The organism is Rhodospirillum centenum SW, assembly GCF_000016185.1.
Classification (GTDB): domain Bacteria; phylum Pseudomonadota; class Alphaproteobacteria; order Azospirillales; family Azospirillaceae; genus Rhodocista; species Rhodocista centena.
On sequence record NC_011420.2, the window covers coordinates 888,474 to 901,970 of the forward strand.

Annotated in this window: 14 protein-coding genes; 7 read left to right on the forward strand and 7 right to left on the reverse strand. The window is 70.6% G+C overall.

What is annotated here, in order from left to right; translation table 11 throughout:
• Nucleotides 1-144 precede the first annotated feature (144 nt).
• Both RC1_RS04015 and RC1_RS04020 read left to right on the forward strand, forming a co-directional pair.
• Nucleotides 145-1,212 carry an OmpA family protein gene (locus RC1_RS04015; RefSeq protein WP_012566066.1) on the forward strand — a complete coding sequence of 356 codons (1,068 nt, stop codon included), beginning with the start codon at nt 145-147 and terminating at the stop codon, nt 1,210-1,212.
• Nucleotides 1,213-1,472: 260 nt separating this feature from the next.
• Complete coding sequence (locus RC1_RS04020) at nt 1,473-2,543, forward strand: OmpA family protein (protein WP_012566067.1); 1,071 nt, start codon at nt 1,473-1,475, stop codon at nt 2,541-2,543.
• Between the two features lie 63 nt (nt 2,544-2,606).
• Here the strand turns inward: RC1_RS04020 and RC1_RS04025 are convergent, their stop codons facing one another.
• On the reverse strand, nt 2,607-3,257 hold the full coding sequence (locus RC1_RS04025) for a LuxR C-terminal-related transcriptional regulator (RefSeq protein ID WP_012566068.1): 651 nt from the start codon (nt 3,255-3,257) through the stop codon (nt 2,607-2,609).
• A 259-nt stretch (nt 3,258-3,516) separates the two neighbouring features.
• On the opposite strand from RC1_RS04025, the gene RC1_RS19855 reads away from it, so the two are divergent.
• The 3 genes from RC1_RS19855 (at nt 3,517) to RC1_RS04040 (ending at nt 5,809) form a co-directional block, all read left to right on the forward strand.
• Nucleotides 3,517-4,236 (forward strand): response regulator transcription factor, encoded by a 720-nt coding sequence (locus tag RC1_RS19855; protein ID WP_184446259.1) that lies wholly within the window; start codon nt 3,517-3,519, stop codon nt 4,234-4,236.
• A 98-nt stretch (nt 4,237-4,334) separates the two neighbouring features.
• Nucleotides 4,335-4,853, forward strand: a complete 519-nt coding sequence (locus RC1_RS04035; RefSeq protein ID WP_012566070.1) for a YgaP-like transmembrane domain — start codon at nt 4,335-4,337, stop codon at nt 4,851-4,853.
• 269 nt (nt 4,854-5,122) lie between these two features.
• Nucleotides 5,123-5,809 (forward strand): phasin family protein, encoded by a 687-nt coding sequence (locus tag RC1_RS04040; RefSeq protein WP_012566071.1) that lies wholly within the window; start codon nt 5,123-5,125, stop codon nt 5,807-5,809.
• Nucleotides 5,810-5,873: 64 nt separating this feature from the next.
• On the opposite strand, the gene RC1_RS04045 is transcribed toward RC1_RS04040, so the two are convergent.
• The 3 genes from RC1_RS04045 to RC1_RS04055 all read right to left on the reverse strand — a co-directional run bounded on the left by RC1_RS04045 (nt 5,874) and on the right by RC1_RS04055 (nt 8,575).
• Nucleotides 5,874-6,713, reverse strand: a complete 840-nt coding sequence (locus tag RC1_RS04045; RefSeq protein WP_012566072.1) for a 23S rRNA (adenine(2030)-N(6))-methyltransferase RlmJ — start codon at nt 6,711-6,713, stop codon at nt 5,874-5,876.
• A 13-nt stretch (nt 6,714-6,726) separates the two neighbouring features.
• Complete coding sequence (locus tag RC1_RS04050; protein ID WP_012566073.1) at nt 6,727-7,692, reverse strand: DMT family transporter; 966 nt, start codon at nt 7,690-7,692, stop codon at nt 6,727-6,729.
• 229 nt (nt 7,693-7,921) lie between these two features.
• Nucleotides 7,922-8,575 carry a transglycosylase SLT domain-containing protein gene (locus RC1_RS04055; protein ID WP_234703827.1) on the reverse strand — a complete coding sequence of 218 codons (654 nt, stop codon included), beginning with the start codon at nt 8,573-8,575 and terminating at the stop codon, nt 7,922-7,924.
• Between the two features lie 362 nt (nt 8,576-8,937).
• Between RC1_RS04055 and RC1_RS04060 the strand changes: the two genes are divergently transcribed.
• Together RC1_RS04060 and RC1_RS04065 are read left to right on the forward strand one after the other, a co-directional pair.
• On the forward strand, nt 8,938-9,180 hold the full coding sequence (locus RC1_RS04060) for an HP1242/YdcH family protein (RefSeq protein ID WP_041785122.1): 243 nt from the start codon (nt 8,938-8,940) through the stop codon (nt 9,178-9,180).
• A 168-nt stretch (nt 9,181-9,348) separates the two neighbouring features.
• The gene (locus RC1_RS04065) at nt 9,349-10,701 is read left to right on the forward strand and encodes a methyltransferase domain-containing protein (protein ID WP_184446261.1); all 1,353 of its coding nucleotides are present in this window, start codon (nt 9,349-9,351) and stop codon (nt 10,699-10,701) included.
• A 17-nt stretch (nt 10,702-10,718) separates the two neighbouring features.
• Here RC1_RS04065 and RC1_RS04070 read toward each other — a convergent pair whose 3' ends face one another.
• From RC1_RS04070 to RC1_RS04080, 3 genes are all read right to left on the reverse strand, one after another.
• Entirely contained in the window at nt 10,719-11,435 is a 717-nt protein-coding gene (locus RC1_RS04070; RefSeq protein WP_012566077.1) for an LrgB family protein, read from the reverse strand.
• Nucleotides 11,432-11,833 carry a CidA/LrgA family protein gene (locus RC1_RS04075; protein ID WP_012566078.1) on the reverse strand — a complete coding sequence of 134 codons (402 nt, stop codon included), beginning with the start codon at nt 11,831-11,833 and terminating at the stop codon, nt 11,432-11,434. The genes RC1_RS04070 and RC1_RS04075 overlap by 4 nt, the downstream gene beginning before the upstream one ends.
• Nucleotides 11,834-11,918: 85 nt before the next feature.
• Nucleotides 11,919-13,466 carry an alkaline phosphatase D family protein gene (locus tag RC1_RS04080; protein WP_148213377.1) on the reverse strand — a complete coding sequence of 516 codons (1,548 nt, stop codon included), beginning with the start codon at nt 13,464-13,466 and terminating at the stop codon, nt 11,919-11,921.
• Between the last annotated feature and the right edge of the window lie 31 nt (nt 13,467-13,497).

The window sequence follows — 13,497 nt, forward strand, 5'->3', positions numbered from 1 at the left end:
CGCCGCCTTGAGGCGTCATCAAGGTTGCGGTACCTCTGCCGGGGCTCTGGCGCCTGGGTCCCTTTCACGGGACAAAGCACCGTGCACTTCGGTGGAGAACCGAAGGGAGAGGCCGTAAGGCCCATAAGGAGAAGGACAAACAGAATGAAACTTCGCCACATGCTCTTGGGCTCGGCCATCGCCTTGGTCGTGCCGGCCGCCGCGTCGGCCCAGCAGGCCACGGGCGAGGGCTTCTATGTCGGTGCCCAGACCGGTATCAACTGGCTCCAGGATACCGAGTTCGACGGTGCCATCCGCAACACGGCCACCTTCGACGGCGCCTGGACCGGCGTGATCGAGGGCGGTTACCGTCTCGGTAACGGCTTCCGCTTCGGCGCCGAGGTCGGCTACACCGACCATACCATTGACGAGATCAAGGGCGGTGCTGCCGGCCGCGCCGGCGGTGCGGGCGATATCAACGCCTGGACCTTCATGGCGACCGCCTACTACGACATCGACACCGGCACGGCCTTCCGGCCCTACATCGGCCTCGGCGGCGGCGTGATCCGCGCGAAGGTCGATGGCGCCGCCGATGTCTTCGCAGCCGGCAACCGGGTCTCCGACAGCGACAGCGCCCTGGCCTATCAGGTCGCGGCCGGCGTTGCCTATGCCGTGTCGCCGAACCTGGACCTGACCCTGGGCTACCGCTTCCTGGGCAGCGAGGATCTGGACATCCGCCCGACCGGCGGCACCCAGTTCGACACCGACTACCAGAGCCACTCCGTGCTGGTCGGCGTCCGCTGGACCTTCGGTGCGGCCCCGGCGCCGACCCCGGCGCCCGAGCCTGCGCCCGCTCCCGTGGCGCAGCCGGCCCCGCCGCCGCCCCCGCCGGCGCCGGCGATCACCCGCAACTTCACCGTCTTCTTCGACTGGGACAAGGCGACCCTGACCCCGGACGCGGAGAAGGTGTTGCAGTCGGTCGCCGCCGACGCCCGCACCGGCGGTATCGCCGCGCTGCAGGTCACCGGCCACGCCGACACGTCCGGCCCGGCCGACTACAACCAGCGCCTGTCCATGCGCCGGGCCGAGGCCGTGCGGGACTACCTGATCGCCCAGGGCATCCCGGCCGGCGAAATTGCGATCGAGGGCCGTGGCGAGACCGATCCGCTGGTTCCGACCGCGGACGGTGTGCGCGAGCCGTCCAACCGCCGCGGGGTCATCATCTTCCCCTGAGCGGAAAGTCCGTTTCACGACGGGAAAGGGGGCGTCCTTCGGGGCGCCCCTTTTTCGTTGCGGGATCCGGACGGGTGGACTGTGGCGGGACCTGTCCTGTCGGTATAGTTGCATGAAGGTCACGCCCGATCCAATTCGTTGCCGTCTGTGAAGTATTCTTTCGCTTGAGGCTCTTTTTGCGGTGGAGTTGCGTCTGCCTTCCCGCAGACGCCGTCCTCGGACGGCTGCCGGAGCGGCGAGCCGCAAAAGGAGGAAGAGGGATGAAACTTCGCAATGCGCTGCTCGGGGGCGTGGTGGTCCTGGTTCTGCCACAGGGGCTGGCTGCCCGGACCGTCGAGGGACCCTATCTCGGTGTCCAGGGGGGCTACACCTGGGCGAAGGACATCGAGGCGAGCCTGTCGACGGTCCGCAACGACATCGAGTTGAAGGACGGCTACACGCTGCTGGTCGAGGGGGGCTACCGTCTCGGAAACGGCATCCGGGCGGGTGTCGAGATCGGCCGGAGCGAGAGCACGATCGGCGACATCGCCGGCGGGCTGCCCGGCCGGGCCGGCGGCGCGGGGGATGTCAGCGCCTGGACCTTCATGGGCGTGCTCTACTACGAGTTCGCGGGGATGAGCCGCTTCCGGCCCTATCTCGGGGTCGGTGCCGGCATGGCTTCGGTCGGGCTGAACGATGCCGGTGAGCTGTTCGCGCCCGGCCTGATCGTTGACGAGGACGACCGCGCCGTCGCCTGGCAGCTCGCGGCCGGTGTGAGCTACGCGCTCTCTCCGACCCTGGATCTGACCCTGGGCTACCGCTTCCTGGACACCGGCACGGTGAAGATCCGGGCAGCCGGCGCGGGTCTCGGATCGGCCCCCGTTGATTTCGACTACCAGAGCCATACGGCACTCGTCGGCCTGCGCTGGACCTTCGGTGCCGCTCCGGCATCCGTCCCGGCACCCGAGCCCGCTCCGGCGCCCGTAGTGCCGCCGGCCCCGCCGCCGCCGGCGCCGGCGATCACCCGCAACTTCACGGTCTTCTTCGACTGGGACAGGTCCGATCTGACCGCCGATGCCCGGCAGGTGCTGCGCTCGGTCGCCGGGGATGCCCGCAGCGGCAACATCTTCGCCGTCCAGGTGACCGGCCACGCCGACACCTCCGGTCCGGCCGACTACAACCAGCGTCTGTCCATACGCCGGGCGGAGGCAGTGCGCGATTTCCTGATCACGCAGGGCATTCCGGCCGATCAGATCGCCATCGAGGGCCGCGGCGAAACCGATCCCCTGGTTCCGACCGCGGACGGTGTGCGTGAACCGTCCAACCGCCGCTCCGTCATCATCTTCCCGTAGCCGGCAGCCCGTATCGGGTGGGGAAGGGGGCATCCTCGGGTGCCCCCTTCTGTCTCGGGGGGCTCAGAGGCGCGGCTCGATCCCGTTGGACAGCGCCCACATCGCGGCCTGGGTGCGGTTCTGCACACGCAGTTTCCGCAGCAGCGCCTTGAAGTGCATCTTCACCGTGGATTCGGCCACGTTCAGGCGGCTGGCGATGTCCTTGTTTGAGCCGCCGCCCAGCAGACAGCTCAGGATTTCCCGCTCCCGCACCGTCAGCAGGTCGGGGCCACGGCCCGGTTCGTCCGCCGGTCCGGGACTCTCCGTGGCGGTGGTCGAGAGAGCTGCCGCCGGCAGCACGCGCTGCCCCAGCATGACCAGATGCAGGGTCCGCCGCACCGCTTCCAGGGGCATCGCCTTCGACAGGCAGGCGTCGGCCGCGCTCTCCTGACAGGCGCACAGGATGTCGCCGTCCAATGCCCCGGTCAGCACCACCAGCCCGGCCTCGGGCGCGGCTTTCCGCAGCCGGGCGATCTGGTCTGCCACGGGAAGCGGGTCGGAGATGCCGGCCGGGTCCAGGATGATGACGGCCGGCGTCGATCCGGCTTCCAGTTCGGTCAGGGCGGCGGCAAGGCTCGCCACCACCGGCGCCACCAGCAGTCCGGTTTCCGCGAGCAGGGCGCTGAGTCCCGCACCGAACAGAAGATCGTGGTCGATCAACATGATCGTCCGCATGCCGGCCTCCGCCTCAAGGTCGAGAATTCCCGGAAACAGATTCAATTTTAGGAAAAGTTTTCATTAAATGTTGTCGGCATCAAGAAATTAAATGGTTAATAAATCCGCATTTTTTGAATAGATACCGCAAGTGGTACAGACTAGACTAAGGCGCACGGCAATGCTAGCGTCTCATGGAAAGCTGTACTGGTACCACGATGCGCGCGCGATGCGCTGTCATCTTGTCTGCCGGTGTGCTGATCCGGGTGGGGAGGCGGCCATGTCTATCCTGTTCAGCGAAACGATGCCCGTTCAGGCTTTTCCGGCAGGGATGATGACGTCGGCCCGGGTGCCGGGAACCGTTCAACGGCCGGGTGTCCGCCGCATCGTCGTGGTCGGGGATCCGCCGTCCACGGACGGGGGGGCAGATGCCCTGGTGGCGCGGGCCGTGCCAGGCGCCGTCGCCGTGGAGGCGCTGTCGTCGGGCCATGCCCGCGACCTCTGCCGCGCCTTCGGCGCCGATCTGCTGCTGCTCGACCTGGATGCCGTCATGCCGTCCGATGCGTCGGTGCTCGCGGCGCTGGTCCGGGACGTCGCCCCCGTGCCCGTGCTGCTGCTGTCGGGCGATGCCGGCCCCGGCGCCGTGCGTGCGGCCGTCTCCGCCGGGGCCCGGGGCCTGCTGCCGAAATCGGCCGGGCCGGAGGCGCTGGAGCACGCGATCGCCCTGGTTCTGACGGGGGTCGATCTGATCCCCCTGCCGCGCTTTCCGCACGGTCGGGCGGACGGGATCGGGCTGTCCCCGACGGACCGGCTGAAGCGCCTCACCGCCCGCCAGCGGGAAATCTACGATCTGCTCCGGGAGGGCCGTTCCAACAAGGAGATGGCGCGGCGGCTCGGCATGCGGGAGGGCACCGTGAAGGTGCATGTCCGGACCATCCTCCAGAAGCTGGACGTTCACAACCGGACCCAGGCGGCACTGCTGGGGGCGCTGCTGCCGTAACGGCGGGCTTCCGGAGCGGGTCGGGGAACGCCCCGGGCCCGTGGCTGTTCCGGGGCGGAGGGCGAACCGTGCCCACGTAACCAGCGGAGCGGTCGATCGTGAACAGGTCCCAGACGTTCATCTCCAACACCCTGCCGTTCGGCCCCGTCAATGTCGGTCCCGCCGAGCGGATGGTGACGGCCGGTCTCGGGGGCACCCTGCTGCTGGCAGGGCTCGGCCGTGGAGGCCCGGGTGGCACCCTGGCGGTGCTGGCCGGCGGCCTGCTGCTGACCCGTGCCGTCACCGGCCACTGTCCCGCCTATCGGGCCATGGGCATCACCGGGACCGGGCAGACCGGCCAGTCGGGACAGGTCCCCCCGATGCATCGGCCCCAGGGCAGGGCCGGCGGCGGGCTGGCACCCGACCTGCCGCGTGCCGGCCGCGACAACCCGGCCTATCCCCGGACCCCGGACAACGGTGTGGCGGAGGTTCTGCGCCGTCCCGGCGGGAAGGCCCGTCCCACGCGCACTTGGCTGGAAGAGGAGGATCTGGTGGAGCAGGCATCGGAGATGTCCTTCCCCGCCAGCGATCCGCCCGCCTATACCGCGGAAAGCTCCGACGGCGCTCCCCGCCGCTGAGGCGAAATCCCCGGGCTGCGGTCCCGGGGGGGACGACCTTGGAGGTAATCCGGAGTAATGGTCGTGCGCGCAGCGGCAGAGGCCGTTTCCGCGCCACCTCCGGATGCGGATATGCTAATAATGCGGCGCAGCATGAACGGCGGCCTTCCCGCGCTCCCGGTGGGCGGGAAAGGGTCGGAACATGCCCGCGGCCGGATTCCAGGCCGGACAGACCACCGCATCAGACACAGATCACCGCATCAGACACTGCCCATTCTCTGGAGGAACCCATGGCGAACGAGAAGGATACGGCTTCCGGGCGCGAGACGGCCGCCCGCGAGACTGCTGGCAAGGACGCGGCGACCCGTGAAGCATCGGCCCGCGAGGCGACGTCCCGGCGGACCGGTGAGCGGGAAGCCGCCAAGGACACCACCGGCAAGGATACCGGCACCAAGGAGGAGACCGTGCGCGATACCGTCCGGGAGGCGGCGGGCACGGCCGGGGAGGCAGCCCACGGGACAGCCGCAGCGGTCGAGCGGACGGCGGGCGCTCTGCTCTCCGCCGGTGCCGATACGGCCGGGCGGACCGCAGTGGTCGCCCGCAACGCTGCCGATGCCGCCCGGGACCAGACCGCCCGCGCCGGGCGGGAAGCGGCGGACAGGACCGTCCGCAGTGTCGAGACCATGGTGCAGATGCAGAGCATCATGGCGGACGGTGTCCAGACCTTCTGGAAGGAGTGGATGGACTATACCCAGGGGTCGGTGCAGCGCTGGGCCGACCAGATGCAGAACCTGCTGCGGGCGCGCACGATGCAGGATGTCATCGCCACCCAGTCGGACATCGTCCGGGAGGAGATGGAGCACATGGTCCGGCGGTCGATCCGCCTGTCGGAACTGGCGTCGCAGTCCACCGATGCTGCCATGCGGCAGCTCCGCACCGGGAACCGTCCACAGGACGACGAGCGTCGGGCGGCCTGATCCTGCCCGATCGGTCAGAGGGCGCCCCGGCCGGGCCGTGGGCGCCCTTTTCCTGTCCGTTCCCTTACTCGCCCCTGATCCACTCCGTCCGGCCGCCGCCGGCGCGGAATCCCAGGGCCGAGTGCAGGGCCGGCAGGACGCGCTCCAGCGCCGCGTCCGTCTGCCAGGGCGGATTCACCAGGATCATGCCCGAACCGTTCAGCCGGTCGTGCCGGTCGTCGATGCCCCAGATCAGCTCGGCCGCCAGGACCCGGGGAATGCCGGTATCCTCCAGCGCCTGATGCAGGCGCCAGACGGCGGCCCGGTCCTTCACCGGATACCAGAGCGCATAGACGCCCGTGGACCAGCGCCGCCAGGCCAGCTTCAGCCCTTCGACCAGACGCACGATTTCGTCCTCCGCCTCGAAGGGCGGGTCGATCAGCACAAGGCCGCGCTTTTCCTTCGGCGGCAGATGGGCCTTCAGCGCCAGCCAGCCGTCCATGTGATGGACAGCCACCTGCCGGTCGCTGTGGAACTCCGCCTTCAGGGTGGCGACGTCCTCGGGGTGCAGTTCGGCCAGGATCAGCCGGTCGCCTTCACGCAGAAAGGACCGTGCCAGCCGGGGCGATCCGGGATACCAGCGAACGCCGGTTCCGTCGTTCAGGGCGCGCACGGCGTCGAGATAGGGCTCCAGCTCCGCCGGCGGGGGCAGGGGGCTCGCCAGCAGGCGGCGGATGCCCTCGTCGGCTTCGCGGGTGCGCCGCGCCTCCTCTCCGTCCAGATCGTAGCGGCCGATCCCGGCATGGCTGTCCAGCACGCAGAAGGGCGCCGGCTTGGCCCGCAGCCGCTCCAGCAGCAGGGCCAGGACGGCGTGCTTCATGACGTCGGCGGCATTGCCGGCATGGAAGGCGTGGCGGTAGTTCATCGGGGCTCGGGTCCTAGGGCAGCTCGCCACGCAGACGGACAGGCGGGGTCCTGCTGACGCCCAGCCGGATCTCGCGCAGGGTGATGTAGACGCCGCTGCCGATCACGATGGCCGCCCCGATCCAGACAGCGGTCTCCGGGACCTCGTCCCAGATCAGGTAGCCGTACAGCGTCGCCCACACCATCGCGGTATAGTCGAACGGCGCGACCACCGCCACCGGGGCGGAGCGGTAGGCCCGGGTCAGCAGGAGCTGCGCCACCCCGCCGAACAGGCCGATGGTCACCAGCAGCAGCAGTCCCTTCAGGTCCGGCATGACGAACTGGAAGGGCAGCAGGATGCCGCTCGCCACGCAGGCCGTGATCATGAACCAGAAGACGATGGTGGTGCTCGGCTCCGTCGCCGACAGGCGGCGGATGGAGATCATGGCCAGCGCGGCAGAGGCAGCCCCCGCCAGCGCCAGCACGCTGCCCAGCACCATGCCTTCCGTGGTGGCGCCGGCCGGCACATCGCCGCTCAGGCCCAGCTTCGGGCTCAGCATCACCAGCACGCCGCAGAAGCCCAGGATCAGGGCCAGGGTGCGGCGCCAGCGCACCCGCTCGCCCAGGATCAGCACGGCCAGCACGGTGGTGAACAGCGGTGCGGTGAAACCCAGGGCCGCCGCGTTCGCCAGGGGCAGCATCATGATGGCCGCGAAGCCGCAGGCCATGGCCGTGACGCCGGCAGCGCACCGCCAGGCGTGTCCCCAGGGGCGTTCGGTGCGCAGACTGCGCAGCCCGCCCGCCGCCCTTATCATCGGCCAGATCGAGATGAGCGCGAAGAAGGCACGGAAGAAGACGATCTGGCTCAGCGGATAGGTGTCGCCCAGCGCCTTCACCATCGCATTCATGCTGGCGAACAGAAAGATCGCCAGGGCCATGCTGCCGACGGCGGAGGCGATGGAAACGGTGGGGGAGTCGGCCTGCGCCGGTGGGAGCGGCATGGGGTCGCGGGGGCGGTGCGGGGGCGACCCGGAGGATGGGCCTCCCGGTGCGTCTGCGCCAAGCCTTCCCTGAGCATGGCAGGGTCCAGCCTGGGGACCGGGAGCCACTGTTCCGGAGCGGCAGGGGGACTGTGGTCGCCCCGTGCGGGCTGAAGGCTGCGCGGGCGTCAACCCGGGGGATATCAGCGTGGGAGGATATCAGCCCAGGGGGATATCCCGGTGCGGGGGATCAGCTCAGCGGATCCAGGGCGGCTTGCTGGAAGGCTCGGCGGGTCCGCGGGGCGATCGACGCTTCCTGCCGCTTGCCGCAGTTCGCGGCGTCCACCAGGGCCACCTCGGTCACGCCCAGGGCGGCAAGCTGGCGTTGAACCTTGCACTGGTAGGTGCGGGCCGTCTTGCCGGCACTGCCGTTGTAGCGGGCCACGGCCTTGGCCCAGCTTCCCGTCTCGTTCCGCAGCCGCACCAGATACCGGGCGGCATAGCCGACATTGTGCTGAGGATCGACGATCTTCTCGACCGGTCGGAAGGCGGCGCTGTGATGCGCCAGGGAGATCTGCATGCAGCCGGCAGTGACGGCGCCGCGGACCTGACCGCGCCCGTCACGCAGATAGCTTGCGGCCTCGGTCTCCGACCGGGCGTAGACGGCGCGGCCCTTCACATTCACGGCGAAGGGGGAGGGCAGGCCGTCCTGACCGCTTTCCACCAGCGCCACGGCCAGCATCAGGCCGCGCGGGATGCCGTGTTCCTTTTCCGCCTTCAGGATATGATCGACGCAACTGTCGGCGCGGGCGGTTCCGGCAGCGGCCAGAAGGCAGACGGCGGAGGCTGCGAGGAAGCGTGCCAGCCGCGGGCGCCGGACGGGGGAGATATCGGGATCGGCCACATCGGGAACGGACTCAGGGCGAGGAAGCTCGGTTCTCCGCCGGCGCATCCGCTCCATCATTGGCCGCTCCTTTGTTGCGGCCCCGCGCTCCGCGGGGCGTTACGGCCCGCTCCTGCGGGCATTCCGATCAGGCCACCGCTACCGAATGCAGTGACCGCTCCCTTGACTGTGTCCGGCGCACCATGCGTCGGCCGCATACCCATCCCAGAAGAATCGCAGCAGGTCAACAATTGATGTTCGCGACAGCCCGTCGCCCCCTCCCTCCGGGTTGACCTGGGTCAATGTCCTGGGCCTGATCGACCTGGATGATGACCGACCGTGGCGGCCTCGCTGGAAGAGACGCCGGGATCAGGAGACAGTCCATGAGCGACCGGCACGACCTTCTTCATGAATTTCCCGAGCATCGGGATCGTATTCATGAACTGAAAGCGACCAACAATCATTTTGCCCGTCTGTTCGACGAGTACCATGAGGTGGACCAGTCCATCCATCGCATGGTCGATAACATCGAGCCTGCCTGTGACGAGCGGATGGAGGCGATGAAGCGCCACCGGCTCCACCTCAAGGACGAACTGTACGCGATGATGAAGGCGGCGGAGGCCTGATCCTTTTCTGATCGCAGGGCGCGACATTGCGTCCCGCACCGGAAACGGGCATTCTTGGTGATCGGCGCTGTCCCCAGGACGGCGCCGATTCCCTTTCCGGACCCAGACCCGACCGTGGCCCTGCCGCTCTCCGAGTGTTCCGCCTGCCGGTGCGCCGACGCCACCGCTGTGCCTGCCGTTCCGCTTCCCGTCGCGGCCCTGTCCGCCGCAACTTTGGAAGAGGCCCTGGTTGCCGCCTATGCCGGGCTGGGGCGCGGCGATACCGCCGCGGCCGAAGTCTCGGCCCGGGCGGCCCTGGTCCTTGAGCCGGACTTGCCGGAAGCCAACGCCCTGATCGCGGAGATTCTGGCCGGCCGTTCCCAGTTCGACGCCGCGGCGGCCCACTATCGCGTGGCCCTGGCGGACGGGGGCGGCCCCCTCTCCTGGCAGCGCGACCTTGCGGCGGCCCTGGAGGCCGCGGGCCATGACGCCGAGGCGGTGACCGCGTATCGGGAGATCCTTGTCCGGCGGCCGGACGATGCCGCCACGCACCGCCGTCTGGCCCGCCTGCTGCTCCGCCTGGGGGAGTCGGAGACCGCCCTGGAGCATGCGCGGGAGGCGCGTTTCCTGGCGCCGGACAGACCGGCCGACCTCGCCGGCCTCAGCGATCTGGCAGAGGTCTTCGTCAGCGCCGGCGAACCGCTGACCGCGGCCGAGATGCTGGAGCCGGCCCTGCGCCGCGCCGATCCCGACGGTCCCGGCCTGCCGGCCGCGCGGCTGCTGTTGGGCCGGGCCTGGATCGCCCTGTCGGAGACGGAGAAGGCGCGCCGTCTCCTGGTGGAGGTGCTGGAGGCCGGGGGCGATGCCGGCGCCCACGCCGCCTCTCTGCTGGCGGGTCTGGACGGCGCCGCTGGACGCGACCTTGCTCCCGCTTATGTGCGGGCCCTGTTCGACCGCTATGCCGACCGTTTCGACACCGATCTGGTGGGCCGTCTGCATTATGTCGCACCGCAGGCGATCCGGGCCGCGCTGCTGCGCCTGGGGCTTGCGGACGGGGCCCCCCTGCGGGTTCTGGATGCCGGCTGCGGCACCGGGCTCGCCGGGGCTGAACTCCGCTCCCTGGCCGGCAGCCTTGCCGGCTTCGACCTGTCGCCGCGGATGGTGGAGAAGGCGCGGGCCCGCGGCCTCTATGACGAGCTGTGGGTGGCTGAACTGACCGCCGGCCTCGCCGCCCGGCCGGGAACCTGGGATCTGGTCGTGGCGGCCGACGTGCTGGTCTATCTGGGCGACCTGCATCCGGTAATGGCTGCGGCCGCGGCGGCGCTGGCGCCGGGCGGGCGGTTCGCCTTCACCGGGGAGGTGACCGACGGCGACGGCTTCCGGCTGCATGAAGGTCGCCGTTATGCGCATTCGTTGCCGCACCTGCACGCCGCCCTGGCAGCGGCCGGGTTGACCCTGGAGCTGCTGGAGGAGCATCAGCCGCGCTGGGAGAAGGGCCGGCCGGTCCCCGGCTTTCTCGGTGTCGTTGCGAAGCCGCTCTGACCGGCGACATCGTTCCGTCAGCGGAACAGGGACAGCAGCACCGGCACCAGCAGCGCCGTCAGCAGCCCGTTCAGGGCCATGGCGATGCCGGCGAAGGTGCCGGCCAGGGGGTGCGCCTGGAAGGCGGCGGCCGTGCCGATCCCGTGCGCGGCGGTGCCCATGGCCGTACCCACGGCCCGCGGGTCGCGCACCCGCAGCAGGCGCAGCACGCTGCCGCCCAGCACGGCCCCCAGGATGCCGGTGCAGATCACCAGGGCGGCCGTCAGCGACGGCAGGCCGCCGATCTTCTCCGCGATGCCCATGGCGATGGGGGTGGTGACGGACTTCGGCGCGATGGAGGCCGCCACCTGCGGCGTCGCCCCCAGCAGCCGTGCCGTCATCTCGGCGGAGAGCACGGCCGTCACCGATCCCGCCAGCAGTGCCGCCGCCAGCGGCAGGGCGCTGCGCCGCACCTCCGCCCGGTGCTGCCAGAGCGGTACGGCCAGCGCCACCGTGGCGGGTCCCAGCAGGAAATGCACGAACTGCGCCCCGTCGAAATAGGTCTGGTAGTCGGTCCCGGTCGTGACCAGCACGGCGATCAGCAACACCACGGCCAGCGCGACCGGGTTCATCCAGGGCCGCCGGCCGGCCCGCTCGAACAGCCTGACCCCGACCAGATAGGCCAGCACGGTGGCTGTGAGCCAGAGCAGGGGGCTGGCCTTCAGATAGACCCAGATGTCGGCCAGCCCGTTCATTCCCCGGCCCTCCCGCTGCCCGCCCCGCTGCCCCTGTCATCCGCCGCTGGCGCCGGGTCTTCCCCGCGCCCGGCCAGCAGGCGGAAGACGGCGCCGGTCACGGCCAGGGTCAGCACCGTGCTGACCAGCAGCGCCCCCAGGATGGCCGGCCATTCGGCCCCGATGCGGGAGGCGTGCAGCATGATCCCGACGCCGGCCGGGACGAACAGCAGCGACAGGTTGCCGAGCAGGCCCTTCGCCAGCCCCTCCAGGGCTGGGTCGGGTCCGTGCCGGCGCAGCAGCCAGGCGAACAGCAGCAGCGTGCCCAGCACCGGGCCCGGCACCGGCAGGCCGAGGGCATGGGCGGCCAGCTCTCCCGCCAACTGGCAGGTCAGCAGCACGGCGATGGCGGAAACCATGGCGGGCGATTCCTCCGGAATCCGGACGATGTGGCAGGTTCCCGGCATGCGCCCGCGCGCGTCCGGGGTCAAGCCGCCGGGTCCCTCAGAAGAGCGTGGGCAGGGTCAACCGCAGCGGGGCGGGCGCGCCTTCGGCATGCCATTCCGCCTCCAGCGCGCCGTCCGGCTGCCCGGTCAGGGAAAGCCAGTTGCGGGCCGGCAGCAGCCGGCGCCCGGTTTCGGCGAAGCCGGGGAACTCCAGCGTCAGCCCGTCGGCCAGGGGCTCGCGCCGGCCGGCCAGCCGCTCCAGCATGTCCACCGCGAAGCCGGCCGGCGGCGGATGCACGATGCCCGAACTGATGAGCTGCCAGATCTCCAGGTCCAGCCCGCGCAGGACCCCGACGCCGCCCAGATGCACCTCGCCCGACACCACCGTCACGCGGCAGCGCGTCTCCCGCACGAACCCGGCCAGAAGCCGGAGCAGGCGGATCCATTCCTCGCGGTGGGCGGGGCTGCGCCACTGGTCGCGCAGGTCGTCCTCCAGCCGCTGCCGCCCGGGGATCAGGTTCAGGATGCGCTCGGCCAGCCCCAGGCCGGGGAACAGCACCGGCACGCCCGACATCAGCAGCAGGTGGCGGGCGCCCCGGTAGCGGTCCAGCCAGCCGGGCAGCGCCTCCCAGGTCGTCTCCGACATCACCCGGTCCGGCCGTCGCTCGCTGCGCAGGTCCAGCGCCAGCACCCCGACCCCGTTCAGGGTCAGACCCTGGCTCAGCACGCCGGTGCCGGGATCGGCCAGCAGGGTTTCCGGCGGGTCGTCCGCCATGCCGAGCTGGAACAGCCGGAACGCCTTGCGTGCCGCGGCGAAGACGGCGCGGTAGGGGTCCGAGTCCAATACCGCGTCGGGATGGGAACCCCAACCGTCCAGGATGTCGTGATCGTCCCACATGCACAGCGCCGGGACCGACGCCAGCACGGCCGCCGTCTCCGGCTGCGACCAGCCATGCCGGTAGACCTCCAGATACCAGCGGTCCAGCCGTGCGGGCAGGTCGGGCGGCAGCGGGGTGGAACCGCGGCGGGCGGCGGTGGCAGCGGTCAGCCCCTCCACGCCCTGCCACAGCCCGTCGGCATAGACCTGGTCGCCGCCCAGCAGCAGAAGGTGGAACGGCTCCGCCCGGTGACGGCCCAGCAGATGGCCCCAGCGGGCGTTGCGCGACAGGCCGGCGGCGGCGATCGCCGCCTCGTCCTCGCAGCCGCCGCAGGAGGCGAAGGCGATCCGGGGCGGGACCAGCGTGCCGGGCAGGGCGAAGTGCCAGCGCCGGTCGTCACCGTCCAGCCCGTACCCGGCGCGACCGTCCTGGACGCCCCGCGGCACGGCGAAATCGTAGCGCCAGAGCCGCTCGACCACGCCGCCGTCCAGGCTCCACTCGGCCAGGAATCGTGGCGGCACGGGCAGCGAGACGCCCTCCACCCGGAGGTCGGCCGGTTCCGCGTCGCCGCGGAACAGCATGCAGCAGGACACGCGCCAGCGGCCGCCCTGCGTGCCGCGCGCCAGCAGGACGGGACCGAGTCTCAGCTCGGGCCTGGGCGGACGGCGCGGCTTCGACCGGGCGGGCCGGGCACCGTCCGGTCGGGGAACGGGGGGGCAGGGGATCATGGAAACGGACCCGGGGGCGTCGGCGGTCGTG

Excerpts from the sequence above, each read along its gene's own strand:
- RC1_RS04015 (WP_012566066.1), top strand. The coding sequence starts at position 145 with ATGAAACTTCGCCACATGCTCTTGGGCTCGGCCATCGCCTTGGTCGTG.
- RC1_RS04020 (WP_012566067.1), top strand. The coding sequence starts at position 1,473 with ATGAAACTTCGCAATGCGCTGCTCGGGGGCGTGGTGGTCCTGGTTCTG.
- RC1_RS04025 (WP_012566068.1), bottom strand. The coding sequence starts at position 3,257 with ATGCGGACGATCATGTTGATCGACCACGATCTTCTGTTCGGTGCGGGA.
- RC1_RS19855 (WP_184446259.1), top strand. The coding sequence starts at position 3,517 with ATGTCTATCCTGTTCAGCGAAACGATGCCCGTTCAGGCTTTTCCGGCA.
- RC1_RS04040 (WP_012566071.1), top strand. The coding sequence starts at position 5,123 with ATGGCGAACGAGAAGGATACGGCTTCCGGGCGCGAGACGGCCGCCCGC.
- RC1_RS04045 (WP_012566072.1), bottom strand. The coding sequence starts at position 6,713 with ATGAACTACCGCCACGCCTTCCATGCCGGCAATGCCGCCGACGTCATG.
- RC1_RS04050 (WP_012566073.1), bottom strand. The coding sequence starts at position 7,692 with ATGCCGCTCCCACCGGCGCAGGCCGACTCCCCCACCGTTTCCATCGCC.
- RC1_RS04060 (WP_041785122.1), top strand. The coding sequence starts at position 8,938 with ATGAGCGACCGGCACGACCTTCTTCATGAATTTCCCGAGCATCGGGAT.
- RC1_RS04070 (WP_012566077.1), bottom strand. The coding sequence starts at position 11,435 with ATGAACGGGCTGGCCGACATCTGGGTCTATCTGAAGGCCAGCCCCCTG.
- RC1_RS04075 (WP_012566078.1), bottom strand. The coding sequence starts at position 11,833 with ATGGTTTCCGCCATCGCCGTGCTGCTGACCTGCCAGTTGGCGGGAGAG.
- RC1_RS04080 (WP_148213377.1), bottom strand. The coding sequence starts at position 13,466 with ATGATCCCCTGCCCCCCCGTTCCCCGACCGGACGGTGCCCGGCCCGCC.